The sequence below is a fragment of the Streptomyces sp. NPDC016469 genome (assembly GCF_040632905.1).
GTDB lineage: Bacteria > Actinomycetota > Actinomycetes > Streptomycetales > Streptomycetaceae > Streptomyces.
Window position 1 is genome coordinate 390,337 of sequence record NZ_JBEYCQ010000001.1, and the last position, 26,988, is coordinate 417,324.

The window sequence follows — 26,988 nt, forward strand, 5'->3', positions numbered from 1 at the left end:
TGACTGGCAGGACAGGGCGATGGGGCCGGTGGGCCCGCGAAGTGAACTGTAAGACGCCGATCGATGATCGATCAAAGGATGAACGGCAAAACTTCTCGATATGAAGAAAGTGGCATGCGGTGCCATGAAATGGGGCACCGAGTGACGGGATTTACCCGTCAAAACGGGCGCTGACCTGCACAGAAGAGCGGTGGGGGCGACACTTGCGCAGCGCCTCAGGCGCGCGGCGCGCACCCCAGGACGTGCGCCTTGACCAGCGTCCCGATGTCCGGGTCCTTGCGCAGGAACGCGTCGATGAGGGCCTCGTGCTCCTCCGCGTACGACTTCTGGACCGTCCCCAGCCAGCGGATCGACAGGGCCGTGAACACCTCGATGCCCAGCCCCTCCCAGGTGTGCAGCAGGACCGCGTTCCCCGCCGCCCGCACCATCGCGCGGTGGAAGCCGACCGTGTGCCGGACCTGGGCCTCGCCGTCCGCCAGCCGGTCCGCCTCGTACAGCGCCGCCACGTGCGGCGCGAGCAGCGAGCAGTCCTCGCCGAGGCCGGGGGCCGCCAGCTCGGCCGCGATCTGCTCCAGGCCCGCCCGTACGGGGTAGCTCTCCTCCAGGTCCGCGGCGGTGAGGTTGCGGACCCGGACGCCCTTGTTGGGCGCCGACTCGATCAGCCGCAGCGTCTCCAGTTCCCGCAGCGCCTCGCGCACGGGCGTCTGGCTGACCTCCAGCTCGGTGGCGATGCGCCGCTCCACGATCCGCTCGCCCGGCTTCCAGCGCCCGCTGACGATCCCCTCCACGATGTGCTCGCGGATCTGTTCGCGCAGCGAGTGGACGACGGGCGGGGTCATGACGGGCTCCTTCGGACAGACCGGTACGCCTGCACCGGGCACGGTGGCCGGGGCGACCGGTGGTGTCTAGACAATACGGCGGCGCCCCCGCCCGGAAGGGTTCCGGACGGGGGCGCCGATCGTGAGGCTGGTTACAGGCCGAGCTCGACCTCGAACTCGCCGGCCTCCAGGATCGCCTTGACCGCGGTCAGGTAGCGGGCGGCGTCCGCGCCGTCCACCAGACGGTGGTCGTAGGAGAGCGACAGGTACGTCATGTCACGGACACCGATCACGGTGCCCTCCTCGGTCTCGATGACCGCGGGACGCTTCACGGTGGCGCCGATGCCCAGGATGGCTGCCTGGTTCGGCGGCACGATGACGGTGTCGAACAGCGCGCCGCGCGAGCCGGTGTTGCTGATGGTGAAGGTGGCACCGGACATGTCGTCCGGGGTCAGGCCGCCACCGCGGGCCTTGCCGGCCAGCTCGGCGGTCTTCTTCGAGATACCGGCGATGTTGAGGTCGCCCGCGCCCTTGATGACCGGGGTCATCAGGCCCTTCTCGGCGTCCACGGCGATGCCGATGTTCTCCGAGTCGAAGTACGTGATGGTGCCTTCGTCCTCGTTGATCCGGGCGTTGATGACCGGGTGGGCCTTCAGCGCCTGGGCGGCGGCCTTCACGTAGAACGGCATCGGGGAGAGCTTGACGCCCTCACGGGCCGCGAAGCCGTCCTTCGCCTTGGCGCGCAGCTTCATCAGCTTGGTGACGTCGACCTCGACGACCGAGGTCAGCTGGGCCTGCGAGTGCAGCGCCTTCATCATGTTGTCGCCGATGACCTTGCGCATGCGGGTCATCTTGACGGTCTGACCGCGCAGCGGGCTGGCCTCCAGCTTGGGCGCCTTGGCGGCGGCCGGAGCGGCGGCGGGCGCCGGGGCAGCGGCGGCGGCCTTGGCGGCCTCCGCGGCGGCGACGACGTCCTGCTTGCGGATGCGGCCACCGACGCCGGTGCCCTTGACCGAGCCCAGGTCGACGCCGTTCTCGGAGGCGAGCTTGCGGACCAGCGGCGTGACGTACGCGCCGTCGTCACCGGAGGTCGCGGCCGGGGCGGCGGCCGGAGCCTGCGCCGGGGCGGCCGGAGCCGCCGGGGCCGGGGCCTGGGCGGCGGGCGCCGGAGCCGGAGCGGCCGGGGCCGGAGCGGCGGGGGCCGGGGCGGGAGCCGCCTGGGCCGGAGCCGGAGCCGGAGCCGGAGCAGGGGCGGCCTGGGCCGGGGCGGGCTGAGCCGGGGCCGGGGCCTCGGCCGGAGCGGCACCGGGCGCGCCGATGACGGCGAGCTTGGCGCCGACCTCGGCGGTCTCGTCCTCGCCGACCACGATCTCCAGCAGCACACCGGCGACCGGGGCGGGGATCTCGGTGTCGACCTTGTCCGTGGAGACCTCGAGCAGCGGCTCGTCCTCCGCGACCTCCTCGCCGACCTCCTTGAGCCAGCGGGTGACGGTGCCCTCGGTGACGCTCTCGCCGAGCGCCGGCAGGGTGACGTCGGTGCCGGAGGCGGAGGAGGCGCCGGTGGTGGCCTCGGCGCTCGGCGCCTCGGCCGGGGCCTGCGTCTCGGTCGACGGGGCGGTCGGGGCCTCGGCGGCGGCCGGGGCGGGGGTCGCGGCCGGCTCGGCGGCCGGAGCGGCCTCGGCGGCCGGGGCGCCCGAACCGTCGTCGATGATGGCCAGCTCGGCGCCGACCTCGACGGTCTCGTCCTCGGCGACCTTGATGGACGACAGGACGCCGGAGGCGGGGGCGGGGATCTCGGTGTCGACCTTGTCGGTCGAGACCTCGAGCAGCGGCTCGTCGGCCTCGACGCGCTCGCCCTCGGCCTTCAGCCAGCGGGTGACAGTGCCCTCGGTGACGCTCTCGCCGAGCGCCGGAAGGGTTACGGAAACCGACATGGTTTCAGTTGCTCCTTACGAAAATGCGGAAGTGGTCGGTCGTCGCGCCCGTTCGACTGGTCAGTCGTGGGAGTGCAGGGGCTTGCCGGCCAGGGCCAGGTGGGCCTCGCCGAGCGCCTCGCTCTGGGTCGGGTGGGCGTGGATGAGCTGGGCGACCTCGGCCGGCAGCGCTTCCCAGTTGTAGATCAGCTGGGCTTCGCCGACCTGCTCGCCCATACGGTCACCGACCATGTGGACGCCGACCACGGCACCGTCCTTGACCTGGACGAGCTTGATCTCGCCCGCGGTCTTGAGGATCTTGCTCTTGCCGTTGCCCGCGAGGTTGTACTTCAGCGCGACGACCTTGTCCGCGCCGTAGAGCTCCTTGGCCTTGGCCTCGGTGATGCCGACGGAGGCGACCTCGGGGTGGCAGTACGTGACCCGGGGGACACCGTCGTAGTCGATCGGGACGGTCTTGAGACCGGCCAGCCGCTCCGCGACGAGGATGCCCTCGGCGAAGCCGACGTGCGCCAGCTGGAGCGTGGGGACCAGGTCGCCCACGGCGGAGATCGTCTCCACGTTGGTGCGCATGTACTCGTCGACCAGGACGTAGCCGCGGTCCATGGCGACCCCGGCCTCCTCGTAGCCGAGGCCCTGCGAGACCGGGCCGCGGCCGATCGCGACCAGCAGCACCTCCGCCTCGAAGGTCTTGCCGTCGGCGAGGGTCACGCGGACGCCGTCCTGCGTGTACTCGGCGCTCTGGAAGAACGTGCCGAGGTTGAACTTGATGCCGCGCTTGCGGAAGGCGCGCTCAAGGAGCTTCGAGCTGTTCTCGTCCTCGACCGGGACGAGGTGCTTCAGGCCCTCGATGATCGTCACGTCGGTGCCGAAGGAGGTCCACGCCGAGGCGAACTCGACGCCGATGACGCCGCCGCCCAGCACGATCGCGGACTTCGGGACGCGGTCCAGCTTCAGCGCGTGGTCCGAGGAGATGATGCGGTTGCCGTCGATCTCCAGGCCCGGCAGCGACTTCGGCACGGAGCCGGTCGCCAGGAGCACGTGGCGGCCCTGGATGCGCTGGCCGTTCACGTCCACCGAGGTGGGGGAGGAGAGCCGGCCCTCACCCTCGATGTAGTGCACCTTGCGGGAGGCGACGAGACCCTGGAGGCCCTTGTACAGGCCGGAGATCACGTCGTCCTTGTACTTGTGGACGGCCGCCATGTCGATGCCCTCGAAGGTGGCCTTGACGCCGAACTGCGCGGACTCGCGGGCCTGGTCCGCGATCTCGCCGGCGTGCAGCAGGGCCTTCGTGGGGATGCAGCCGTTGTGCAGGCAGGTGCCGCCGACCTTGCCCTTCTCGATCAGAGCGACGTCCAGGCCCAGCTGCGCTCCGCGCAGGGCCGCGGCGTACCCGCCGCTGCCACCGCCGAGGATCACTAGGTCGAAAACGGTGCTGGCGTCGTTCGCCACGTCACGTCCTCCATGCATGTGCGCCGTACGCCGGGCCCCGTCCTCGGGGTGGTACCGGCCGGTCGGCTGGTGTGCGGCCGCTTTGTCTTCGGCCCTGTGGTGGGGGCCCTGTCCTGCCGAGAACCCATCTTCGCACTTGTTGACGGTGGGCGGGACGCGGGGCCCGTGTCCGGGGCGGTCGATCGCCCGTCCCGGTGGGGAACACCTACGGCCCCGGACGTATGCCCGGGGCCGTACGGGGCGTGCCGTGAGGAGGTCAGCCCAGGTCGCCGGCGGCGGTGCGCTCCGCCAGCTTCACCAGCGTGCGGACCGCGGAGCCGGTGCCGCCCTTGGGGGTGTAGCCGTACGGGGCGCCCTCGTGGAAGGCGGGGCCCGCGATGTCCAGGTGGGCCCAGGCGATGCCCTCGCCCACGAACTCCTTCAGGAACAGGCCGGCCACCAGGCCGCCGCCCATCCGCTCGCCCATGTTGGCGATGTCGGCGGTCGAGGAGTCCATGCCCTTGCGGAGGTCCGCCGGGAGCGGCATCGGCCAGGACGCCTCGCCGACCTCCTCCGCGATCTCGTGGATCGAGGTACGGAAGGCGTCGTCGTTGGACATGATGCCGAAGGTGCGGTTGCCCAGGGCCAGCACCATCGCGCCGGTCAGGGTCGCCACGTCGACGATCGCGTCCGGGTTCTCCTCCGAGGCGCGGGTCAGCGCGTCGGCCATGACGAGCCGGCCCTCGGCGTCGGTGTTCAGGACCTCGACGGTCTTGCCGCTGTACATGCGCAGGACGTCACCCGGGCGGGTGGCGCTGCCCGAGGGCATGTTCTCGGCGAGCGCCAGCCAGGCGGTGACGTTGACGCGCAGGCCCAGGCGGGCGGCCGAGACGACGGTCGCGAACACGGCGGCGGCGCCGGCCATGTCGCACTTCATCGTCTCGTTGTGACCGGCCGGCTTCAGCGAGATGCCGCCCGAGTCGTAGGTGATGCCCTTGCCGACGAGGGCCAGGGTCTTCTCCGCCTTCGGGTGCGTGTAGGCGAGCTTCACCAGGCGCGGGCCGCGCTCAGCACCCTGGCCGACGCCCAGGATGCCGCCGTAGCCGCCCTTGACGAGCGCCTTCTCGTCCAGCACCTGCACCTTGATGCCGTGCTCCTTGCCGGCGGCGGTGGCCACGGCGGCGAAGGACTCGGGGTACAGGTCGTTGGGCGGGGTGTTGACCAGGTCGCGGGCGCGGTTGATCTCCTCGGCGAGGGCGATCGCGCGCTCGGCGGCGGCCTTGAACGCCTTGTCGCGCGGCTTGGCGCCGAGCAGGGCGACCTCGGCCAGCGCCTGCTTCGCGCCGGCGGGCTTCGCGTCCTTGGGGGCCAGCTTGTTCTCACCGGCCTGGTAGGCGGTGAAGGCGTACGCGCCCAGCAGGGCGCCCTCCGCGATGGCCTCGGCGTCCTCGACGGAGCCGACGGGCAGCGCGAAGCCGGCCTTCTTCGAGCCGGCCAGCGAGCGGGCGGCCGCACCGGCGGCCCGGCGCAGCGCCTCCGCGTCGTACGCGCCGTCCTTCTCGGGGGCCTTGCCGAGGCCGGCCGCGATGACGACGGGGGCCTTCAGGCCCTCGGGGGCGGGGACCTTCGTCAGCTCGCCCTCGGCACCCGAGGCGCCCAGGGTCGCCAGGACGGCGGCGAGCTTTCCGCCGAACGCCTTGTCCACGGCCTCGGCGCCCGGTGCGAGGACCAGGTCCCCAGGCTTGGATCCAGCGCCCTTGGCGACGCCCACGACGAGGGCGTCGGCGCGCAGCGTCGCCGCACCGGCAGTGCTGAGAGTGAGAGCAGTCACGGTGGTGAAATCTCGCTTCCGTTGAGTTCTTTTCCGGTCGAGTGGGTGGGCCGACCGTGCCCGGCGCATCGTAGACGCGGCCGCAATGTGCCGGGAATGAGCCTACGCGCGCCTTTGCTGCCCGCTCACGGCGGCAAGCCGTATCCGTCGTACGGTGGTGCTCCTGGGAAGATCGTCCCGGCGGACATGGGAGAACGATGCGCGACCGCACGGCCGCACGGATGGGCGGGGCGCGCGGCGCTCTCGCCGTCACGGCACTGGCGCTGATCACGATGCTGGCGGGCTGCTCCTCGGGGGAGGGGAAGGCCCCCGCCGGGAAGGCGGACGGCTCCGCGCGGCCCTCGCCGGCGCGCTGGCGGCCGGCGCCGGGCACGGACTGGCAGTGGCAGCTGTCCGGGAAGCTCGACACCTCGGTGGACGCCCCGGTGTACGACATCGACGGCTTCGACCGGACGGCGGCCGAGGTCGCCGCGCTGCACCGCGAGGGCCGCAAGGTCATCTGCTACCTGTCCACCGGCGCCTGGGAGGACTTCCGCCCGGACGCGGCCCGTTTCCCCACCGCGGTGCTCGGGAAGGGCAACGGCTGGAAGGGCGAGCGCTGGCTCGACATCCGGCGCACCGAGGTCCTGGAGCCGCTGATGGAGACCCGGATCGCGATGTGCGCGAAGAAGGGCTTCGACGCGGTCGAACCGGACAACATGGACGGCTACCGCAACAGGAGCGGCTTCCCGCTGACCGCCGCCGACCAGCTGCGCTACAACCGTCTGATCGCCCGTCTGGTCCACCGCCACGGCATGGCCGTCGGCCTCAAGAACGACCTCCCGCAGATCCCGGAGCTGGTCGGGGACTTCGACTTCGCGGTCAACGAGCAGTGCGCGCAGTACGAGGAGTGCGCGGAGCTGACCCCGTTCGTGAAGGCGGGCAAGGCGGTCTTCCACGTGGAGTACGAGCTCCCCGCCGCCCGGTTCTGCGCCCGGTCCCGGAAGCTGGGGCTCAGCTCCCTGCGCAAGGAGTACGAGCTGGGCGTCGAGCGCGAGACCTGCGCCAGGGGCTGACGGGCCGTCTCAGCCCAGCGCCAGGCACACCAGCGTCGCCGTCGCCGCCGTCTCGGCCAGCGCCCCGAACACGTCCCCGGTCACCCCGCCGAACCGCCGCACGCAGTGCCGCAGCAGCAGCCCGGCCGCCACCGGCGCGGCCACGGCGGCCAGGGCGTACCGCAGCGCCCCGTACCCGCCCAGCGGCGCCCCCGCCCCCGCGCACCCGGCCACCACCACGAGCCCCACCGCCCAGGCGCCGGCCGCCGGGACCGTACCGGCGACGGCCGCGCCCAGGCCCTCCGGGCGGGCGGCCGGGACGCCGCGCCGGGAGGCCAGGGTGAGCGCGAGCCGGGCGACGACGGCGGAGGCGACGACCGCCACCGCACCCTGCGCCCAGCCCTCCGCGTACAGCCGCTGAAGGGCCGCCACCTGGGCCAGCAGCACGAAGAGCAGGGTGATCACGCCGAACGGGCCGATGTCCGACTGCTTCATGATCCGCAGCGCGTCGTCGGCCGGCTTGCCGCTGCCCAGGCCGTCGGCGGTGTCCGCGAGACCGTCCAGGTGGAGGCCCCGGGTGAGCGCGGCGGGCACGGCGGCCGAGGCGACCGCGGCGAGCAGCGGGCCCGCCCCGCCCCACAGCAGCAGCCCGCCCGGGACCGCCGCGAGGACGCCGACGACCAGCCCGGCCACCGGGGCGCACAGCATCCCGGCCCGGGCGGCCTCCCGGTCCCAGCGGGTGACGCGGACGGGGAGCACGGTCAGGGTGCCGAAGGCGAAACGCAGGCCGTGGCTGTTCAGGGAGGTCACGGCGCGCAGGCTAATCGGTGGCGACGGCGGCTAGATTGACCGAATGCCGCATAACGGGGCAGAGGCGGACGAGCGGGAGTGCGTGGCATGGGTCACTGGTTCGATCAGAACTTCGTCGAGCCGGGCAAGCTGCCCCTGCTCCTGGCCCTGGCCGCCTTCGTGCTCACGTTCGCGATCACCCGGGTCATCACCCGGATGATCCGGGCCGGGAAGGGGCCGTTCCGCAACATCACGCCCGGCGGCGTCCACATCCACCACGTGGTGCCCGGCGTGGTGCTGACCGTCGTCGGCGGCTTCGGCGCGGTGGCCAGCGGGCGGCACGGGGTCACGGCCGGGATCTGCGCGGCCGTCTTCGGCATGGGCGCCGGCCTGGTGCTGGACGAGTTCGCCCTGATCCTGCACCTGGACGACGTGTACTGGACCGAGGAGGGGCGCCGGAGCGTGGAGGTCGTGGTGCTCACGGCGGCCCTGGTACTGCTCGTGCTCGGCGGGTTCTCGCCGCTGGGCGTGGACGACCTGAGCGACGATCAGCAGCAGGGCCGGCTGGGGGCCGTGCTCACCGTCGTCATCAACTTCTGCTTCGTGCTGATCGCCCTCTTCAAGGGCAAGGCCCGGATGGCGGTGGTCGGCACGCTCGTCCCGTTCGTGGCCCTGATCGGCGCGGTCCGGCTGGCCCGGCCGACCTCGCTCTGGGCCAGGCGGTTCTACCGCAACCGGCACCGGGCCCGCTCCCGTGCGGTGCTGCGGGCCTACCACCACGACGTGCGCTGGGTCGGCCCGCGCCGCAAGTTCCAGGACCTGATCGGCGGGGCACCGGACCGGGTCCCGCTCCCGCCCTCCGAGCCCTGACCGCCCCGCCCGCGCAGCGCCGGGACCGCGCACAGGGCGAGCGCCGCCGCGATGGCCGCCAGGTGCTCCCGGCCCGCCAGGTTGTCCTTGAGCACGGCCTCGGCCGCCATCGCCACGATCACCACCGCCCCGGTGACCCGCGCCCGGTGGGCCCAGCAGACGCAGACCGCCAGCGCGACGACCGCCGCCGAAGGCCCGGTGTCCACGACCCGCGCGTCGGACGCGGGCAGCCCGAGGAAGGCGCCGGGCCCGGCCGCGATGCCGGTCCGCGCGTACAGCGTCCCGGCCAGGGTCGCCGCGTACGCGATCAGCAGGGTCCGCCACCGGCCGAGGCAGACCTCCGCGACCCCGAACACCACCAGCATCTGCGCCAGCGCGCCCCACACGGGCAGGTCCAGCGCGGGTACGAACAGCGACAGCGGGGTACGCAGCAGGGCTGTCCGGAGCGGGTCGTCCGCCCGGACCGCGCCCAGTGTCTGCACCGGGCCGTAGCCCCAGGGCCGGTTCTGCACCACCTGGAGCAGCGCTGTCAGCGCCACCGACGCCAGGGTCAGGGACACGGCCCGCGGCCCTCGGGCGGCGAGCGGCGCCCGTACGGCCGACCACAGCGGGCCCCACTCCCGACGGGCCGCCCGGCGCAGATCCTGACCGACGGTCATTCCGGGATCATATGGGGCCTCGCACGCACGAGGGGCCCGCAGCCGGCGTCAGTCCGTCGCGTCGTCCTTCTCGTCGTCCGCGGCGTCCTCCGCCCCCTCCGGCTCCCGCTCGGGCAGCTCGGCGGCCAGCGCGGCGGCGGCCTGGACGAAGGGAAGGGCGAGCAGTGCCCCGCAGCCCTCGCCCACGACGACGCCGTGGTCGAGCAGCGGGTTGAGCGCCATCCGGTCGAGGGCCTTCGCCTGCGCGGGCTCGCCGCTCAGCTGGCCCGCCAGCCACCAGTCGGGCGCCCGGAACGCGGCCCGCTGGCCGACCAGCGCCGCCGCCGCGCCGACCACGCCGTCCAGGACCACGGGCAGCCGCCGCACCGCGCACTGGAGCAGGAAGCCGGTCATCGCCGCCAGGTCCGCGCCGCCCACGGTGGCCAGCAGCTCCAGCTGGTCGCCTAGGACCGGCCGGGCCCGGCGCAGCGCGTCGCGGATCGCCGCGCACTTGCGCATCCACGCCAGGTCGTCGATCCCGGCACCGCCGCGCCCGGTCACCACCGAGGCGTCCGTGCCGCAGAGCGCCGCGATCAGCGTGGCCGCCGCCGTCGTGCCGCCCACGCTCAGGTCGCCGAGCACCACCAGGTCGGTGCCCGAGTCGGCCTCCTCGTCGGCCACCGCGATCCCGAGCCGCACGGCGGCCTCGGCCTCCTCGGCCGTCAGCGCGTCCTCGACGTCGATACGGCCGCTGCCGCGCCGCACCCGGGTCCGGACCACCGCTTCCGGCAGCAGCTCCGGGTCGCAGTCCAGACCGGCGTCCACGATCCGCACCGGTACGGAGAACCGGCGGGCCAGGACCGCCAGGGGGGTCGAGCCGTCCAGCGTGGCCCGTACCAGCTCGTGCGCGGTGGACGCCGCACGGCCGGACACATCGAGCCCGGCAACGCCGTGGTCACCCGCGAACAGCACGACGCGCGGCTGCTCCACGGTCCGCACCGGCGACGCCTGCTGCGCGGTCGACAGCCACTCGGCCAGCTCGTCCAGCCGGCCCAGGGCGCCCGGGGGCACGACGAGCCGCTCCCGGCGTTCCTCGGCGTCGCGCCGTACGCCCCCGTCGGGGCGTTCGATCAGGTCGGAGAAGTCGTCCAGATTCACGGGGGTCTGCCTCGCGGGTCGATACGGGGAGTGGTCCGGGGAGCCCGGCGGCGGGCTCCCTGCGGAACAGTACCCGCCACGTTTTCCGGGCCCGCCCGGTACGGCCCCGCGCCCCCGGCCCCCGTCCCGGTCCCCGTACCCCCTCAGCCGCGCAGCGTCAGCACCTGGCCCGCCACCACCAGCAGCACCTGCTCGCACTCCTCGGCCACCGCGGCGTTCAGCCGGCCCAGCTCGTCCCGGAAGCGCCGCCCGGCCGCCGTCGCCGGCACCACTCCGGAGCCGGTCTCGTTGGTCACCAGGACCACCGTGCGCCGCGTCCCGCGCACCGCCGCGACCAGCTCCGCCGTCCTGGCCCGCAGCGCGCGCTCGCCGCCCGCCGCCCACGCCGCCTCGTCCCAGGCGTCCACCCGGTCCATCGCGTCCGTCAGCCACAGCGACAGGCAGTCGATGAGCAGCGGCGGCCCGTCCGACGACAGCAGCTCCGCCAGGTCACAGGTCTCCTCGGTGCGCCAGGCGGCCGGCCGGCGCTCCCTGTGCAGCCCCACCCGGGCCGCCCAGTCCGCGTCCCCGTCCCGGGCGCCGCCCGTCGCCACGTACACGACCTCCGGGTACGTCTCCAGGCGCCGTTCCGCCTCGACGGACTTCCCGGAACGGGCGCCACCGGTGACCAGGGTGCGCCGGGGGACCGCGGCGGCCGGGGCGCGGAGGCCGCCGACCGCCAGTGTCGTGCCGTCCGGCACCGCCCGCGCCCCGGCGGCGGCGAGCCGGCGCTCCAGCTCGGGGGCGGGCGGCGCGTCGTGGTCCAGGTGGACGGCGATCAGCTCGGTGGCGGGCCCGATCGCCTCGACGGCCCGCAGCCGCGCCACCGCGTCGGGCCGCCCGACGACGTCCCCGGCGACCAGGTCGTACGGCTGCGCCACCGGGTCCGTCAGCCCGGCCGGTGCGCCGCCGGGCGGGAGGTACAGCAGCCGGGCGCCCTCCGGCGAGGTCACCTCGTACCCCGTACCGGGCGCGTCCATCGGCACGGCCCGGACCCGGTGCCCGCTGATCAGCGTCAGCACCCGCCCGTCCGGCACCCGGCCCGCCGGAGGCAGCCCGGCGGGCAGCTCGACGGCCGGTCCGTCGTGCGGATGGGTCAGGAGGACCTGGCGTACGCCGGTGAGCGAGTGGCCGGCGCGGGCGGCGGCGAACACCGCCCCGGGCGTGAGGTCGAGCAGCAGCGCGTCGTCGACCAGGAGGGCGGTCGCGGCCCGGCTGCCGGCTCCGCGGGCGAGGGCGCAGGCGGCGCAGGGGCAGTCGGGCCGCGGCAGCCCGTCGGGGGCTCCGGTGCCGAGCAGAGTCAGTTCCACGCTCCGATCCTCCCGCGTCGCCGCGCGGGGTGCGCGACGTGGGCTCTCGAAGATCCGCCGCGCAGGCCCTAGGCTGCCGAGGGGAACGACATACCCAGGAGGCGCACATGGCGTGGACGTGGCGGTTCGAGAAGTCCGACGGTACGGAGACGGAGCCGGCCCTGCAGCCGGAGGAGTTCACGACCCAGGGCGACGCGGAGTCCTGGATCGGTGAGTACTGGAAGGAACTCCTGGACGGCGGGGCGGACCAGGTCACGCTCTTCGACGACGGAACGAAGATCTACGGCCCGATGAGCCTCCAGGCGGACGCGGCCGGCTGACGGCGCACGGCTGCCGCCGGGTGAGCCCTCGGGGACCCACCCGGCGGCAGCCGTCTCCGTACGGTCAGATCTCGCCGAGGGTGACTTCGGCCGTCTTCTCCGAACTTCCGCGTGTGTACGTCACCTTCGCCTTCTGGCCCGGCTTGTGGCCGGCCAGCGCCTCGGAGAGCGAGGTGATCGTGGTGACCTTCGTGTCGTCCACCTTCACGATGATGTCGCCGGCCCGCAGCCCCGCCTTGTCGGCCGCGCCGCCGTTCTGCACGCTGACGATCGCGACCCCCGCCGGGCGGTAGTCGTCGTTCACGACCGTGCGGCCGGTGATGTCGAGCGCCGCCCGGCCCGAGTCGGTGACCTTGCGGTTCTTGATGATCTGGTCCGCGACCGTCCGCACCATCGAGGCCGGGATGGCGAAGCCGATCCCGGGCGCCGCGCTGTCGCCCATCTGGGGGTCGGAGGCGGCGAGCGTCGGAATGCCGATGACCTGGCTGTCCAGGTTCACCAGGGCCCCTCCGCTGTTGCCCGGGTTGATCGCCGCCGAGGTCTGCACCATGTTGGCGATGGTCGCGCCGGTGCCGCCGCCCGAGCGGCTCTCGCTCACGGTCCGGCCGAGGGCCGAGACGATGCCCTGGGTGACGCTGCTGGACAGGCCCAGCGGGGAACCCATCGCCAGCACGATCTGCCCGACCGCGACCTTCTCCGAGTCGCCGAACTTCGCGGGCCGCAGCCCGTCGGGCACGTGGTCCAGCTTGATGACCGCCAGGTCCTGCTCGGGGTAGGCGGCGACCAGCGACGCCTTCAGCACCTTCTCGCCGGTGGCCACCGTGACCTTGAACGTCTTCTCGTCACCGACGACGTGCGCGTTGGTGACGATATGGCCCTTGGCGTCGTAGACGACACCGGATCCCAGGCTCTCGGAGGCGTCGATCTGCACGACCGACGGCAGCACGTCGCTGATGGTGGACTGGTACTCGCTCTGCAGATCACCGGTGGCCTTCGCGGCCGGCCCGGGCTGCGCCGAGCCGGACGCCGTCGCGTCCGGCCCCGGAGCGGGGGCGTCCGAACCGGAGCACCCGCTCACCAGCGCGATCGCGCAGACACCCGCGGACAGGGGAAGCAACAGCCGGCGCGCACGGCGACGGGAGTGAATGGCATCCATGTCCGGATTATTACTTTTGCCCCTGCGGGCGGCCCGTTGAGCGCATCCATGGGAGGAAAGGTGCACATGGCAGCGCCGGGCGCCTGAAAATCCAGAGGATCGGCCCGCGCATGACAGGGCCGGGCGGCCAAAAATCCAGAGAGGATCGGCCCGCGCATGACAGGGCCGGGCGGCCGAAAATCAAGCCCGCCCGGCGATTGAGGGCAATCCTTCAGCCCGTCCGGCGCTTGAGGACAAGACGCCCGCCCGGACGCCCCGGGTCAACCGACCCCACGACCTCAGCCCCGTACGCCACACAGATGCAGCAGCGCCGCCACCCCGCGATACGGGTCCGTACGACCCGCCCGGTCCTCCGCCGCGAGCACCCGCTCCAGCTCCGCGGCCGACGGCAGCTCCACGTCGTTGCTCACGTTGTCCGTGAAGATCCGCACCCCGTACCAGGCGTGCAGCGGTGCCGCGATCGAGGCCAGCGTCGCCGTCAGCGCCTCCAGCCGGTCCGCGCGTACGGACAGCCCGAGCCGGTTGGTGTAGCGGTCGGAGTCGAACGCCGCCAGGGCCCCGGCGAAGTCCCCGGCCATCCCCGGCCGCATCGCCAGCGCGTCGGCGTTCCGTACGAGCAGGGACAGCAGCCCGCCCGGCGCCAGCATCCGGGCCAGGCCCGCCACCATGGCGTCCGGCTCCTGGACGTACATCAGCACGCCGTGGCAGAGGACCACGTCGAAGCTGCCGGGCAGGAAGTGGACCCCGGTGTCCTGGCCGTTGCCCTCGATGAGCCGCACCCGCTCGCGGATGCCCGCCGGCTCGCCGCTCAGCGCCTCACGGGCGGTCCGCAGCATTTCCGCGTCGGACTCCAGGCCGGTCACGGTGTGCCCGGCCCGGGCCAGCCGCAGCGCCTGCGTGCCCTGGCCCATGCCGACGTCCAGGATGCGCAGCCGCTGCCCGACCGGGAAGCGGGCCGCGATCTGTTCGTCCAGCTGCCGGGCGACCAGCTCCTGGCGCACGGTGTTGCGCAGGCCCGTCAGGCCCTTGGTCCAGGCCGCCGAAGCCCCGGCGAAGCCGGAGACGGCACCGGCCGGCCGGTCGGCGGACGCACCGTCGACCGGGCCGGACGGCTCGGTGCTCAGGGCCGCTCTCCGCGCTTGACCTGCGGCTTCGGCAGACGGAGCCGCCGCATCTGGAGCGTACGCATCAGCCCGTAGGCGACCGCGCCGCGCTTGGGCGTGTCCGGGAACCGCGTGTTCAGCTGCTTGCGCAGACGGAACGCGAGCCCGATCGAGTCGAGCACGATCAGCACGATCACGATCAGCCAGAGCAGCAGCGAGATGTTCTGGATGCCCTGCACCTGGATCACGCTGAGGATCAGGATGACCACGGCGAGCGGCAGGAAGTACTCCGCGATGCAGAAGCGCGAGTCCACGAAGTCGCGGACGAAGCGGCGCACCGGCCCCTTGTCGCGCGCGGGCAGATAGCGCTCGTCACCATTGGCGAGCGCTTCCCGCTGCTTGGCCATGTCCACGCGGCGCGCCTCGCGCTGCCGCTTGGCGGCCTCCTTGCGGTCGAGCGGCGCACCACTGGAGGCGCGACGGCGCTGCGTCTGGGCCTCGCTGCGCTTGGGGGTGGGGCGACCCTTGGGGGCCTGCGGGTCGCGGGGCGTCTTGGAGAGGTCCGCCGTCACCTTGTCGGTGGGGGCCTTCTCTTCCTTGGAGCGGCTACGGAACACAAGGCCCAAGGGTACGGGGTCGGTCGCGGATCCCCGCAGGCCGCCCGGGAACGATCCGGCAACGGCCCGCGTCCTCGACCGTGTACGGGTGGCCGGTACGGGCGTCACCTACTCCCTGGGCGGGAGTGGACCGGGAACACAGTCGTCCTTGGGGAGGAGCCCATCCACGCCCGAACAGTGCGGTAATAGAGACAGGGCCCGTACTGTGGGTTCTGTTGGAGTGCTGGAGCCCAGTTGAGTCAGAAGGGGGCGCGCGAAGCCCATGAGCGGTGTCATGAAGCGTATGGGGATGATCTTCCGCGCGAAGGCAAACAAGGCCCTTGACCGGGCCGAGGATCCGCGCGAGACCCTTGATTACTCGTACCAGAAGCAGCTGGAGCTGCTTCAGAAGGTGCGCCGCGGAGTCGCCGACGTGGCGACCTCGCGCAAGCGGCTGGAGCTGCAGCTGAACCAGCTGCAGGGCCAGTCCTCGAAGCTGGAGGACCAGGGCCGCAAGGCGCTCGCGCTCGGCCGCGAGGACCTGGCCCGCGAGGCGCTGTCGCGCCGCGCCGCCCTCCAGCAGCAGGTCACCGACCTGGAGACGCAGCACACCACGCTGCAGGGCGAGGAGGAGAAGCTCACTCTCGCGGCCCAGCGTCTTCAGGCCAAGGTGGACGCCTTCCGGACGAAGAAGGAGACCATCAAGGCCACCTACACGGCGGCCCAGGCGCAGACCCGGATCGGGGAGGCGTTCTCCGGCATCTCCGAGGAGATGGGCGACGTCGGCCTGGCGATCCAGCGGGCCGAGGACAAGACGCAGCAGCTCCAGGCCCGTGCCGGCGCGATCGACGAGCTGCTGGCCTCCGGCGCCCTGGACGACCCGAGCGGCACGGCGAAGGACGACATCGCCGCCGAGCTGGACCGGATCTCCGGTGGTACGGATGTGGAGCTGGAGCTTCAGCGCATGAAGGCCGAGCTGGCCGGCGGCTCCTCCTCGCAGCAGGCGATCGAGGGCGGCCCGCAGGACGCCCAGCAGCAGAACAGCCAGTCGCACAAATTCGACAAGAACTGAGGCGGCGTCATGATCGTACGGATCATGGGGGAGGGCCAGGCGGTCCTGGCCGACAGTCATCTCGTCGAGCTCGACAAGCTCGACGACGCCCTGCTGGCCGAGATGGAACGCGGTGACGGACCCGGCTTCCGCACCACGCTCCACGCGCTCCTGGCCCGCGTGCGCGAACTCGGCACGCCCCTGCCGGACGACTCCCTGGAGCCGTCCGAACTGATCCTGCCGTCGCCGGACGCCACCCTCGAAGAGGTACGCGCCATGCTCACCGACGACGGCCTGATCCCCGGCTGACGCCGACCGCTCTCCAGCACCCTCGCCTGTGCCCCGCGCCCGTCCGACGGACGCGGGGCACAGGCGCGTCCGGGCCCGCCGCTCCCGGCCGGAACGTGCCGCGCGCGGCACGCCGTAACGTAGCCCGACGTGACCACCCTCGGAACCGGGGTGCTGCGCATCCGCCAATGGCTGCGCGCCCACCCCCTCGCGCTGGACGGCGCGCTCGCCCTGGGCGTGCTCGTGGCGATGGTCTTCGCGTCGTTCGTGGACCCCGGCGGGCACGACGGGCCCACCTTCGGCGCCCGCACACCCGCCGCGAGCAGCCTGCTGCTGATGCTGCTCAGCTCGCTGGCCCTGATCCGGCGGCGCCGCGAACCGATGGCGGTGCTCGCCGCCACCGGGGCGCTGACCGTCGTGGAACTGGTCACCGCTGACCCGCCGGCCCCCGTCGTGATGAGCTCCGTCATCGCGCTGTACACCGTCGCCGCCCGCACCGACCGGCCCACCACCTGGCGGGTCGGGCTGCTCACCATGGCCGCGCTCACCGCCGCCGCCATGCTCTTCGGGTCACCGCCCTGGTACAGCCAGGAAAATCTGGGCGTCTTCGCCTGGACCGGGATGGCCGGGGCGGCGGGCGACGCGGTCCGCTCCCGGCGCGCCTTCGTCGACGCGATCCGGGAGCGCGCAGAACGGGCCGAACGGACCCGCGAGGAGGAGGCCCGCCGCCGGGTCGCCGAGGAGCGGCTGCGCATCGCCCGCGACCTGCACGACGTCGTCGCCCACCACATCGCCCTGGTCAACGTGCAGGCCGGGGTCGCCGCCCACGTCATGGACAAGCGCCCCGACCAGGCGAAACAGGCCCTCGCCCACGTCCGCGAGGCGAGCCGGTCCGCGCTCAACGAGCTTCGGGCCACCGTCGGCCTGCTCCGCCAGTCCGGCGACCCGGAGGCGCCCACCGAACCGGCCCCCGGCCTCGCGGTTCTCGGCCAGCTCGTGGAGAGCGTGCGCCAGGCCGGGCTGCCCGTCGAGGTGGCCTGCGCCGCCGAGGGCGAGCCGCCGCTGCCCTCGGCCGTCGACCTGGCCGCGTACCGGGTGATCCAGGAGGCGCTGACCAACGTCCGCAAGCACGCGGGCCCGGGCGCCAAGGCCGAGGTGAGCGTCGTACGGGTCGGAGCCACGGCCGAGGTCATGGTCCTGGACAACGGCCGCGGGAACACCGCGGGCGCCGACTCCGCCTCCGGCGGCGGCCACGGACTGCTCGGGATGCGGGAACGCGTCACCGCCCTGGGCGGCACCCTCACCGCAGGTCCCCGCTACGGGGGAGGGTTCCGCGTCCATGCGATCCTGCCCGTCGAGGCCCGCGCCCAGGAGCCCGGTCGGCCGGGCGCGGCGGGCCGGACGGGGGAGAACGCATGACACCGGCCATCAAGGTCCTGCTCGCCGACGACCAGGCGCTGCTGCGCAGCGCGTTCCGGGTGCTGGTCGACTCGGAGCCCGACATGCGGGTGGTGGGCGAGGCGGCGGACGGGGCGCAGGCCGTGGAGGTGGCCCGCGCCGAGCGCCCCGACGTGGTGCTGATGGACATCCGCATGCCCGGCACCGACGGGCTCACCGCCACCCGCATGATCAGCGCCGACCCGGATCTCGCGGACGTCCGCGTGGTCATGCTCACCACCTTCGAGGTGGACGAGTACGTGGTGCAGTCGCTGCGCGCCGGGGCCTCGGGCTTCCTCGGCAAGGGCGCCGAGCCGGACGAACTCCTCAACGCGATCCGGATCGCCGCGGGGGGCGAGGCGCTGCTCTCGCCGGCCGCGACCAAGGGCCTGATCGCCACGTTCCTCGCGCAGGGCGGCGGGGCCGACGAGGGGCCGGGGGCGGCCGCGTACTCGGAGCGGCTGGCGGCCCTCACGACGCGGGAGCGCGAGGTGCTGGTCCTGGTCGCGGGCGGGCTGTCCAACGACGAGATCGCGGAGCGCCTGGTCGTCAGCCCACTGACCGTCAAGACCCATGTGAACCGGGCGATGGCGAAGCTGGGCGCCCGGGACCGTGCGCAACTGGTGGTAATCGCGTACGAATCGGGCCTGGTGCGCCCACGGGTGGAGTGAGGGTGCAGCCGAGGTGTACTCCACCTGCGGTATGCGCGGAGTGAGAAAGCGACCCTGGGGCCGAGGACTTTCGTCCCGGGGATCGGCGATCGTATAGGTGGGCGGGATCTGTCCCCCGGGCACGGCCCCGGCATCCCGCCCGCCTGCCGCGTAAGCCACAGAAAGAGACCCACCCATGTCCTGGCTGTCCAGATTCAGCCTCGCGCAAAGGGCCCTGATCGGTCTGATCTCGATCGTCGCGCTCGTCTTCGGAGCGATCGCGATCCCGCAGCTCAAGCAGCAGCTGCTGCCCACCATCGAACTGCCGATGGTGTCGGTGCTCGCCCCCTACCAGGGTGCGTCCCCCGATGTGGTCGAGAAGCAGGTCGTCGAACCGCTCGAGAACTCCATCAAGGCCGTCGACGGCGTCACCGGCATCACGTCGACCGCCAGCGAGGGCAACGCCCTCGTCATGGCGACCTTCGACTTCGGTGACGAGGGCACCAAGCAACTCGTCGCCGACATCCAGCAGGCCGTGAACCGGGCCCGCGTCCAGCTTCCCCAGGACGTCGACCCGCAGGTCATCGCCGGCTCGACGGACGACATCCCGACCGTCGTCCTCGCCGTCACCTCGGACAAGGACCAGCAGGCGCTCGCCGACCAGCTGGACCGCACCGTCGTCCCCGCCCTGGAGGACATCGACGGCGTCGGCCAGGTCTCCGTCGACGGTGTCCGCGACCTCCAGGTCTCCGTCACCCCGGACGACAAGAAGCTCGCCGCCGCCGGACTGGACGCGGCCTCGCTCGCCCAGGCTCTCCAGGCGGGCGGTGCGACCGTCCCCGCCGGCGGTTTCTCGGAGTCCGGCAAGAGCCGCACCGTCCAGGTCGGCGGCGCCTTCTCCTCGCTGGAGCAGATCGAGGACCTGCGGGTCACCGGTCGGAACCCGGCCTCGGGCAAGCCCGGCAAGCCGGTCCGCCTCGGTGACATCGCGACGGTGAAGCAGGAGGCCGCCACCGCGGACTCCATCACCCGCACCAACGGCCGCCCGAGCCTCGCCGTCATGGCGACGATGGACAAGGACGGCAGCGCCGTCGCCATCTCGGAGGCCGTCGAGGACAAGCTCCCGGACCTGCGCAAGGACCTCGGCTCCGGCGCCGACCTGACCGTCGTCTCGGACCAGGGCCCGGCCGTCTCCAAGGCGATCTCCGGCCTGACCACCGAGGGCGCGCTCGGCCTGGTCTTCGCGGTCATCGTGATCCTGGTCTTCCTGGCCTCGCTGCGCTCCACCCTGGTCACCGCGGTCTCCATCCCGCTCTCCGTGGTCCTCGCGCTGATCGTGCTCTGGACCCGCGACCTGTCGCTCAACATGCTGACGCTGGGCGCGCTCACCATCGCGATCGGCCGGGTCGTGGACGACTCGATCGTCGTCCTGGAGAACATCAAGCGTCACCTCGGCTACGGCGAGGAGCGCCACTCGGCGATCATCACCGCGGTCAAGGAGGTGGCCGGCGCGGTCACCTCGTCCACCCTCACCACCGTGGCCGTCTTCCTGCCGATCGGCCTCGTCGGCGGCATGGTCGGGCAGCTCTTCGGGCCGTTCTCGCTGACCGTCACCGCGGCCCTGCTGGCCTCGCTCCTTGTCTCGCTGACCGTGGTCCCCGTCCTGTCGTACTGGTTCCTGCGCGCTCCCAAGGGCACCGCCGAGGACCCGGAGAAGGCGCGCCGCGAGGCCGAGGAGAAGGAGGCGCGCAGCCGCCTCCAGAAGATCTACGTCCCGGTGCTGCGCTTCGCCACCCGGCGCCGCGTCGTCAGCCTTCTCATCGCCGTCGTCGTGCTGGTCGGCACCTTCGGCATGGCGCCGCTGCTGAAGTTCACCTTCTTCGACCAGGGGGAGCAGGAAGTCCTGTCCATCAAGCAGGAGCTGGCCCCGGGCACCAGCCTGGACGCCGCGGACCAGGCGGCCAGGAAGGTCGAAAAGGTCCTCACCGACGACAAGGGCGTCAAGGACTACCAGGTCACCGTCGGCTCCTCCGGCTTCATGGCCGCCTTCGGCGGTGGTACGGGAGCCAACCAGGCCAGCTACCAGATCACGCTGAAGGACGCCTCCGACTTCGAGGACGCCCAGGACCGCATCGAGAGCGCCCTCGCCGAGCTCGACGGCATCGGTGACACCACCATCTCGGCGGGCGACGGCTTCGGCAGCCAGAACCTGAGCGTCGTGGTCAAGGCCCCCGACGCGGAGACGTTGAAGAAGGCGTCGGAGGCCGTACGGGCCGAGATGTCCGAGCTCAAGGAGGCCACGGACGTCGAGAGCGACCTGGCCGAGAGCGTCAAGCGCATCTCCGTCACGGCCAACGCCAAGGCCGCCGACGCCGGTTACACCCAGGCCACGCTCGGGGCGGCCGTCGCCGCCGCGGTGAAGGGCACCCCCGCCGGCAAGGCGATCATGGGCGACACCGAGCGCGATGTCGTCGTGAAGTCGGCCCACCCGGCCACCACCATGGAGGAGCTGAAGAACCTCTCGCTGGGCCGCGTGAAGCTGGGCACCATCGCCGACGTGAAGCTGGTCCCCGGACCGGTCTCCACGACGCGGATCGACGGCCAGCGCGCCGCGACGATCACCGCCAGGCCCACCGGCGACAACACCGGTGACGTCAGCAAGGAGCTCACGGAGAAGATCGATGCCCTCAAGCTCCCGGCCGGCGCCACCGCCACCATCGGCGGTGTCTCCGAGGACCAGCAGGATGCGTTGATCAAGCTCAGCCTGGCCATGCTGGCGGCCATCGCGATCGTCTTCATGCTGCTGGTCGCCACCTTCCGGTCGCTGATCCAGCCGCTGATCCTGCTGGTCTCCATCCCGTTCGCCGCCACCGGGGCGATCGGTCTGCTCGTCGTCACCGGCACCCCGATGGGCGTCGCGGCGATGATCGGCATGCTGATGCTGATCGGCATCGTGGTGACCAACGCGATCGTGCTGATCGACCTCATCAACCAGTACCGGGCCCAGGGCATGGGCGTCATCGAAGCGGTCGTCGAGGGTGGCCGCCACCGTCTGCGCCCGATCCTCATGACGGCCCTGGCGACGATCTTCGCCCTGCTCCCGATGGCGCTCGGCGTCACCGGCGAGGGCGGCTTCATCTCGCAGCCGCTGGCCGTCGTCGTCATCGGCGGTCTGATCACCTCGACGCTGCTGACGCTCCTCCTGGTGCCGACGCTGTACGCGATGGTGGAGCTCCGCAAGGAACGCCGCCGGAACAAGAAGGCCGCCAAGCGGGCCGCGAAGGCCGGCGCCCCGGCCCCGGCGGAGGCGCAGGAGTCCGGCGAGCCGGAGCCGACGCGGGCCTGACCCACGCGGTGACACCAGGGGCCCGGCCCGCACGAGCGTGCGGGCCGGGCCCTTCGCGTACGGCCGAGACCGTCAGGCCGCCCCGCTGAGCGCCTTGATCATGCGGAGCCACAGTTCCCCGTGCGGCTCGGCGTACCGGACACTGAGACCCGCGACCTCCCGCACCAGCCGGCCCCGGATCTCCTCCGGGGCACGCGGGATCAGCTCGGCCAGCTCCTCCGGTTCGATGCCCTGGACGGCCCCCGTGAGCACCATGCTCACCTGCGCATGGGTGAAGGAGGACAGCCGGTCCTCGAAGACCTGTCCCTCGATGGCGGCCGCGTGCATCAGGGAGGTGCCGTCACCGGCCTCCACCGCCCTTCCCACGTACGCCTGGAGCGCGTCCCGGTCCTCCACCAGCGCGTAGGCGGCGTCCATCCCCTCCGTACGGGAGATGTCCAGGAGGGCGACGTGCGAGAGCGGGGTCTCCGGGGACGGCCGCACCTGGAGCAGGCGCGGGTGGTCCTGGAGGTACGCCCGCGACTCGGCCCAGGACTCGCAGCCCACCCAGTCGGCCAGCTGCCCGGAGAGGATCAGCGGATCGTAGGCGGCGGTCACGCCGTGGCCGAGCACGAACGCGCGGAGCGCGGCGTGCCGTTGCGCGGTGGTCGCGTCCAGGAGCGCCAGCTCATCGAGCGCCGTCGCGGCCTCCTCGCCGGCGAGCGTGTCGGCGTTCCGGGACCAGAGGTCGCGCGACGTCGGCCAGTCGGGCGCGAACATCCAGGTGCCCACCGCCTCCAGCGTCGCGGCCGACAGCGCGAGCCAGTCGGGCGCGGGGCCGTGGGTCTCCGCCTCCCACGCGGCGCGCACCTCCTGCCGGTCGCCGTGGGCGCGCAGCGCCCGCCGTGCCCGTACGGTCACCAGGTCCGGGCCGTCCTCCGGTCCTAGACCGGCGTCCCGCCCGAGGAACGACACGAGTGCGCGTACGCCCTCCGAGGGGAGTGGATCGGGGCCGCTCAGCAGGAAGATGCTCCGTTCGACGCCGAGGCGCCGGGCGGTCACTGGGTGGGCCTCGGTGAACTCGGCCGCGGTGGTCGCGTATGCCTCGGCCGCCGAGTCGTGGTCGCCGGTGCGGGCGAGAGCGCGGGCCAGGTTCCCGACCGCGTGCGCCAGATCGTCCGCGAAGGGGCGCGGGTTCTCGAGGGCCAGGGCGCGGTACGCGGCGACCGCCTCCCGAGCCGTGTCCACGGCACCTTCGTGGTCCCCGTTCATCCCGCGCAGCATGCCGAGGTTGCGCAGGGCGAGCGCCAGGTCGGGGAGCCGGGCACCGCTGTGCTCCTCCGTGAGCCGGCGGGAGAGCTCCACCCCTTCCCGTGCCACCGGCAGGGCCTCTTCCGGACTCCCGGTGTCGGCGAGATTCTGGGCCAGCGTGCCGAGGGCCCCCGCGAGGGTGGGACGCAGGGCGGGTGCGTCGGGGACGAGTTCACGCAGGAGCGCCACGGCCTCCGTAGCGGCTTGCAAACCCTCCTCCGGTTCTCCGGCCCGGTTCAGATGGCCGGCGAGATTGGTGAGGGCGGTGGCCAGGGCCGGGCGGTGGGCGGCGGGTTGCAGCACGGCGAGTTCCCGGCGGAGGGTGACCGCCTTCCGGCCCGCCGTGAGTGCGCCCGACAGATCGCCCAGGCCCGCACGGTGGTTGCCTACGTTGCTGAGGACCGTCGCGTACTCGGGGAGGTACGCGTCCCGGTCCTCGGCGGCGAGGCGTCCGTAGAGTCCGGCGGCTTCCTCGGCGTGCGTCAGGGCCTCTACGGGCTCACCGTCGGCGGTCAGATGCATGGCGAGGTTGGTGAGCATCGCGGCGAGCCCGGGGAGGCCGGCCAGGGGTGTGCTCTTGACGACTTCGCGCTGGAGCTGGATGGCCTGACGGGCGAACAGCACCGCGGTGGTGCGGTCCCCGGTGGCGGCGGTCTTGTTGGCCATGGATGTCAGGGACCGGGCGAGATCCGGGCGGAAGACCTCCGGATGCTCACTGGAGAGCGCGGCGAACGTGCGCGCGGCCTCGCGTGCGGTGGCGAGCGCGTTCTCGTGGTCGCCGGCGGCGGAGAGCTGGTCCGCCAGGTTGTGGAGAGCCCCGGCCAGGTGCTGCCGGAAGGCGTCCGGGTGACGTACGACGAGCTCCCGGCAGATGTCCACGGACTCACGCGCGGGCGCCGGCGCCCCCGCGAGGTCGCCCACGTCCTGCCGGTGTACGGACAGGTTGGTCAAAGACCCCGCCAGGGCGGCCCGCAGGGCGGAGGGGTGGCGCTCGGCCAGCTCCCGGTTGGCCTCGACCGCCGCCTCCGCGTGTGGCAGGGCGTCCCTGTGACGGCCGACTGACTTGAGGGCGTTGGCCAGGTTGCTCAGAGAAGAGGCGAGCGAGCCCAGGAACTCGTCCGGGCGCGCGGCGGCCAGCTCGGTGTGGATCTCTACCGCCTCCTGCGCGGGGGAGATTGCGGCCCTGCGCTCCCCGGCCGCCCTCAGAGCCACCGCCAGGTTGTTCAGCGCGGCGGCGAGGTGCGGGCGGAAGGCTGCGGGCTCCTTCTCGGCCAGTCCCCTGAAGACGTCGAGGACGTCCCGGTTGAGCGTGAGCGCACCCTCGACGTCACCGGCTTCGGCGAGCCTGCGCGCGAGCGCGGCGGTGGCGATGGCGAGGTCGCCCACGGCCGCTTCGCCCTCCGCCGCGGTGACAGCCCGCTGGAGCGCGACCGCTTCCCGGGCCGGGGCCAGGGCGGCCTTACGGTCCCCGAGGTCGGTGTACCGCTTGGCGACGTTGATGAGGGCGTGGACCAGCGTCGGGGTACGGAAGCCGGGCTCGGACTCCTCCGCCACCCGCACGAAGCCGACTGCCTCCTGCGCCGTACGCAACGCCTTCTCCAGGTCCCCTTCCGCCCCCAGTCGCTCCGAGAAGCCGTACAACGCCCGGGCCAGGACCGGGACCGCGTTGGGCCCGATCCGCTTGGCGAACTGCCGCAGCGTCTCGATCCCCGGCGCACCCGCCCGCACCGCGTGCCACGAGAGCGCCCGGTCCACGTACGGGTCCACCGCCCCCCAGCCCCCGTCCGGTACCTTCCGCTCCGCGTGCGCCACGAGCGCGGCGAGCACCACCTCCGCGGCCTCGGCCCCGCCCGCCACCGGCCGGGACGCGAGATGCGAGACGAACTCCCGGTGGTACAGCCGGTACACCGCCTGCCCGTCCTCCGCGTCCTCCACGATGTAGCGCCCGTACGCGGACAGCACCCAGTCCACATCGCTCTCGTCGTACGGCGTCTCCCTGCCGCCCAGCGCCCCGGCGACCTCCTCCCAGAGACCCCCGGCGGGCATCCCGCGCCCGGCCGTCCAGGCCAACGCGGTCAGCAGGTCCCGTGCGGCGGCCGGGCGTTCGGAGCCGTCCGCCAGGACCCGGACCGGGCCCGCCCGCAGATCGTCCTCGAACGCGGCCCCGATGGACTCCGGCAGACCGGCCTGCCACACGTCCCCTTCCCCGGCGGGCCGCCCCTCCGACAGCAGCGAGCCCGTCACCAGCCGGGCGAACAGGAACCCGCCGCCGACCGATGTGGCGCGCGCGGCGACCGCGTCGCCCGCCTCCCGCGCCCGGTCCGCCGGGAAGCCGCCCGCCTCGCACCGGCGGCGCACATACGCGGCGATGTCCTCCTGGGTGTCCGGCTCCTTCTCCAGGTCCGCGGTGGTGACGGCCGCCCCGATCAGCCGGGCCAGCGCGTCCGGCAGGGTCTCGTCCCGGTGCCCGTCGCCCGCCAGGCTGCCGCCGAACGCCCGCTCCCGCGAGCCGAGCAGGACCGGGACCGCCCGGCTGAGCGGGAAGACCAACTCCTCGATCATGGCTTGCAGATGCTCGACGGGCACCTCGTCCAGGCCGTCCAGAACCAGCACCGGACGCCGGTCCAGCGCACGCAGCTCGCCCCGGAAGTCGTCCGTGTTGCGCGGCTCCGGCAGCCCGAGCCGCCGGGCCAGCTCCGAGGCCGCCTGCAGCGGACTCAGCCCCCGCAGGTGCACCGCCGCGAGCGGGTGCCCGGGGCCGGGGCCGGGGTCGCCCTCCCGCAGGCCGCCCTGCGCCTCTGTCTCCGCGCGCCCCACCGGATCGGTGAGCGTCGCGATCCGTCCCAGCACCGCCGACTTGCCGCAGCCGGCCGGCCCGGTCACCAGGAAGAGCCCGGCCTCGTCGGCCTCGATCCAGTCGGTGACCCGGCCCAGGACCTGCTTCCGGCCCGTGAAGAACGAGCCCTCCTCACGGAACCCGACGCCCCGGGCCGCGAGCACCAGGTGCTCCACCAGCCGTGCGGGCGCCCCGGGCACGTGGCGCGGGTTCGGGAAGACCGGCCGCCCGGTGCCGAGGGCGGCGGGGACCGGCGTCTGCCCCTCGCCGCTCCACCGCTCGCCGAGCGCGGCGAGCACGTCCGGTCCGCTGACCCACGCGTTGTGGGCGCTCCACGCCGACCGGTACTCGCTGGTGGCCGGGCCCTCCCTCAGCACCTCGGCCAGCGCGTCGAGCAGCGGCCCGGCGCCGTCCGAGGTCTCGCCGCGCCGGCAGCTCGTCATGATCCCGAACCACTGCACCCGGCCGGGCGGCGCGGAGGTGGTCTCCCAGCGCCGCAGGGCCTTCTCCAGGCTCCGGCCCACGGCGTCCCCGGCATGGCAGGCGTCGATGATCACCAGGATCTGGTCGGCGCCGGATGCCACGGCCTCGTTGACCAGGGTCTCGGGCGAGACCCCGCGCCGCAGAGCGCGCGCGTCCCGGGCCACCTGCTCGACGTCGAGGTCCAAGTCGCAGAGCACCAGCCGGAGTTCGTCGTCCACGAGCACGCCGTGCCCGGACCAGACGATGATCGCGGGCTTTCCGGCGCCGGACGCGCTCCAGGCGGTGAGGTCCCGGTCGAAGTCCGCCCAGGTCGGGTTGCCGCCGCCCGCCACGCGGGTCGCGATCCCCAGCGCCTCCAGGCGGTTCGCTATGCCCTCCATCTGGGCCACCGCACCGGTCAGCCGCGGAAAGGTCCGCTGGTCGGCGTACGTCTCACACACCACGCACAGCGCCGTCCCCACGGGTTCGCGCTCCGCGGCGACCACCACATCCGCCTCATGCACCATCGGGCGCTCCGCCTTCCGTACCCACGCCGCCGAAATGCACAGCAGCGTAGGCACGGATGGGACGCCTGGGGGCCGGT

Annotated in this window: 20 protein-coding genes; 8 read left to right on the forward strand and 12 right to left on the reverse strand. The window is 73.1% G+C overall.

Going from position 1 to position 26,988, the window contains the following annotated elements; genetic code table 11:
* Positions 1-215 precede the first annotated feature (215 nt).
* From ABZ565_RS01865 to ABZ565_RS01880, 4 genes are all read right to left on the reverse strand, one after another.
* Positions 216-839, reverse strand: a complete 624-nt coding sequence (locus ABZ565_RS01865) for a GntR family transcriptional regulator (protein WP_073965535.1) — start codon at positions 837-839, stop codon at positions 216-218.
* 131 nt (positions 840-970) lie between these two features.
* Positions 971-2,752, reverse strand: coding sequence for a 2-oxoglutarate dehydrogenase, E2 component, dihydrolipoamide succinyltransferase (gene sucB / locus ABZ565_RS01870; RefSeq protein ID WP_361019154.1), 1,782 nt, complete (start codon positions 2,750-2,752; stop codon positions 971-973).
* A gap of 60 nt (positions 2,753-2,812) precedes the next feature.
* A complete protein-coding gene (lpdA, locus tag ABZ565_RS01875; RefSeq protein ID WP_361019157.1) occupies positions 2,813-4,201 on the reverse strand; it encodes a dihydrolipoyl dehydrogenase in 1,389 nt (462 codons plus the stop codon).
* A gap of 256 nt (positions 4,202-4,457) precedes the next feature.
* Positions 4,458-6,011, reverse strand: coding sequence for a leucyl aminopeptidase (locus ABZ565_RS01880; protein WP_361019160.1), 1,554 nt, complete (start codon positions 6,009-6,011; stop codon positions 4,458-4,460).
* Between the two features lie 197 nt (positions 6,012-6,208).
* On the opposite strand from ABZ565_RS01880, the gene ABZ565_RS01885 reads away from it, so the two are divergent.
* Positions 6,209-7,066, forward strand: a complete 858-nt coding sequence (locus ABZ565_RS01885; protein WP_361019163.1) for an endo alpha-1,4 polygalactosaminidase — start codon at positions 6,209-6,211, stop codon at positions 7,064-7,066.
* Positions 7,067-7,075: 9 nt separating this feature from the next.
* On the opposite strand, the gene ABZ565_RS01890 is transcribed toward ABZ565_RS01885, so the two are convergent.
* A complete protein-coding gene (locus tag ABZ565_RS01890; protein ID WP_361019166.1) occupies positions 7,076-7,855 on the reverse strand; it encodes an adenosylcobinamide-GDP ribazoletransferase in 780 nt (259 codons plus the stop codon).
* An 87-nt stretch (positions 7,856-7,942) separates the two neighbouring features.
* Between ABZ565_RS01890 and ABZ565_RS01895 the strand changes: the two genes are divergently transcribed.
* A complete protein-coding gene (locus ABZ565_RS01895) occupies positions 7,943-8,704 on the forward strand; it encodes a hypothetical protein (RefSeq protein WP_361019169.1) in 762 nt (253 codons plus the stop codon).
* Here the strand turns inward: ABZ565_RS01895 and ABZ565_RS01900 are convergent.
* From ABZ565_RS01900 to ABZ565_RS01910, 3 genes are all read right to left on the reverse strand, one after another.
* Entirely contained in the window at positions 8,605-9,363 is a 759-nt protein-coding gene (locus tag ABZ565_RS01900; protein ID WP_361019173.1) for a hypothetical protein, read from the reverse strand. The genes ABZ565_RS01895 and ABZ565_RS01900 overlap by 100 nt on opposite strands.
* A 48-nt stretch (positions 9,364-9,411) precedes the next feature.
* Positions 9,412-10,500 (reverse strand): nicotinate-nucleotide--dimethylbenzimidazole phosphoribosyltransferase, encoded by a 1,089-nt coding sequence (cobT, locus tag ABZ565_RS01905; protein ID WP_361019176.1) that lies wholly within the window; start codon positions 10,498-10,500, stop codon positions 9,412-9,414.
* A 143-nt stretch (positions 10,501-10,643) separates the two neighbouring features.
* The gene (locus ABZ565_RS01910) at positions 10,644-11,849 is read right to left on the reverse strand and encodes a bifunctional adenosylcobinamide kinase/adenosylcobinamide-phosphate guanylyltransferase (RefSeq protein WP_361019180.1); all 1,206 of its coding nucleotides are present in this window, start codon (positions 11,847-11,849) and stop codon (positions 10,644-10,646) included.
* Positions 11,850-11,956: 107 nt separating this feature from the next.
* Between ABZ565_RS01910 and ABZ565_RS01915 the strand changes: the two genes are divergently transcribed.
* Complete coding sequence (locus ABZ565_RS01915; protein ID WP_093709157.1) at positions 11,957-12,169, forward strand: hypothetical protein; 213 nt, start codon at positions 11,957-11,959, stop codon at positions 12,167-12,169.
* Between the two features lie 64 nt (positions 12,170-12,233).
* Here the strand turns inward: ABZ565_RS01915 and ABZ565_RS01920 are convergent, their stop codons facing one another.
* From ABZ565_RS01920 to ABZ565_RS01930, 3 genes are all read right to left on the reverse strand, one after another.
* Positions 12,234-13,325: a trypsin-like peptidase domain-containing protein gene (locus ABZ565_RS01920; RefSeq protein ID WP_361019183.1), complete on the reverse strand. Its 1,092-nt coding sequence runs from the start codon at positions 13,323-13,325 to the stop codon at positions 12,234-12,236.
* A 278-nt stretch (positions 13,326-13,603) separates the two neighbouring features.
* A complete protein-coding gene (locus ABZ565_RS01925; RefSeq protein WP_361019186.1) occupies positions 13,604-14,326 on the reverse strand; it encodes a methyltransferase domain-containing protein in 723 nt (240 codons plus the stop codon).
* A 119-nt stretch (positions 14,327-14,445) separates the two neighbouring features.
* Positions 14,446-15,045 (reverse strand): DUF3043 domain-containing protein, encoded by a 600-nt coding sequence (locus ABZ565_RS01930; protein WP_361019189.1) that lies wholly within the window; start codon positions 15,043-15,045, stop codon positions 14,446-14,448.
* Between the two features lie 274 nt (positions 15,046-15,319).
* Between ABZ565_RS01930 and ABZ565_RS01935 the strand changes: the two genes are divergently transcribed.
* From ABZ565_RS01935 to ABZ565_RS01955, 5 genes are all read left to right on the forward strand, one after another.
* On the forward strand, positions 15,320-16,096 hold the full coding sequence (locus ABZ565_RS01935; protein WP_361019192.1) for a PspA/IM30 family protein: 777 nt from the start codon (positions 15,320-15,322) through the stop codon (positions 16,094-16,096).
* A 9-nt stretch (positions 16,097-16,105) separates the two neighbouring features.
* A complete protein-coding gene (locus tag ABZ565_RS01940) occupies positions 16,106-16,384 on the forward strand; it encodes a hypothetical protein (RefSeq protein ID WP_361019195.1) in 279 nt (92 codons plus the stop codon).
* A 129-nt stretch (positions 16,385-16,513) separates the two neighbouring features.
* The gene (locus tag ABZ565_RS01945) at positions 16,514-17,782 is read left to right on the forward strand and encodes a sensor histidine kinase (protein WP_361019198.1); all 1,269 of its coding nucleotides are present in this window, start codon (positions 16,514-16,516) and stop codon (positions 17,780-17,782) included.
* Complete coding sequence (locus tag ABZ565_RS01950) at positions 17,779-18,471, forward strand: response regulator transcription factor (protein WP_361019201.1); 693 nt, start codon at positions 17,779-17,781, stop codon at positions 18,469-18,471. Before ABZ565_RS01945 ends, ABZ565_RS01950 begins: the two co-directional genes overlap by 4 nt.
* A gap of 175 nt (positions 18,472-18,646) precedes the next feature.
* The gene (locus ABZ565_RS01955) at positions 18,647-21,796 is read left to right on the forward strand and encodes an efflux RND transporter permease subunit (RefSeq protein ID WP_361019204.1); all 3,150 of its coding nucleotides are present in this window, start codon (positions 18,647-18,649) and stop codon (positions 21,794-21,796) included.
* Positions 21,797-21,868: 72 nt separating this feature from the next.
* On the opposite strand, the gene ABZ565_RS01960 is transcribed toward ABZ565_RS01955, so the two are convergent.
* A complete protein-coding gene (locus ABZ565_RS01960) occupies positions 21,869-26,911 on the reverse strand; it encodes a tetratricopeptide repeat protein (protein WP_361019207.1) in 5,043 nt (1,680 codons plus the stop codon).
* Between the last annotated feature and the right edge of the window lie 77 nt (positions 26,912-26,988).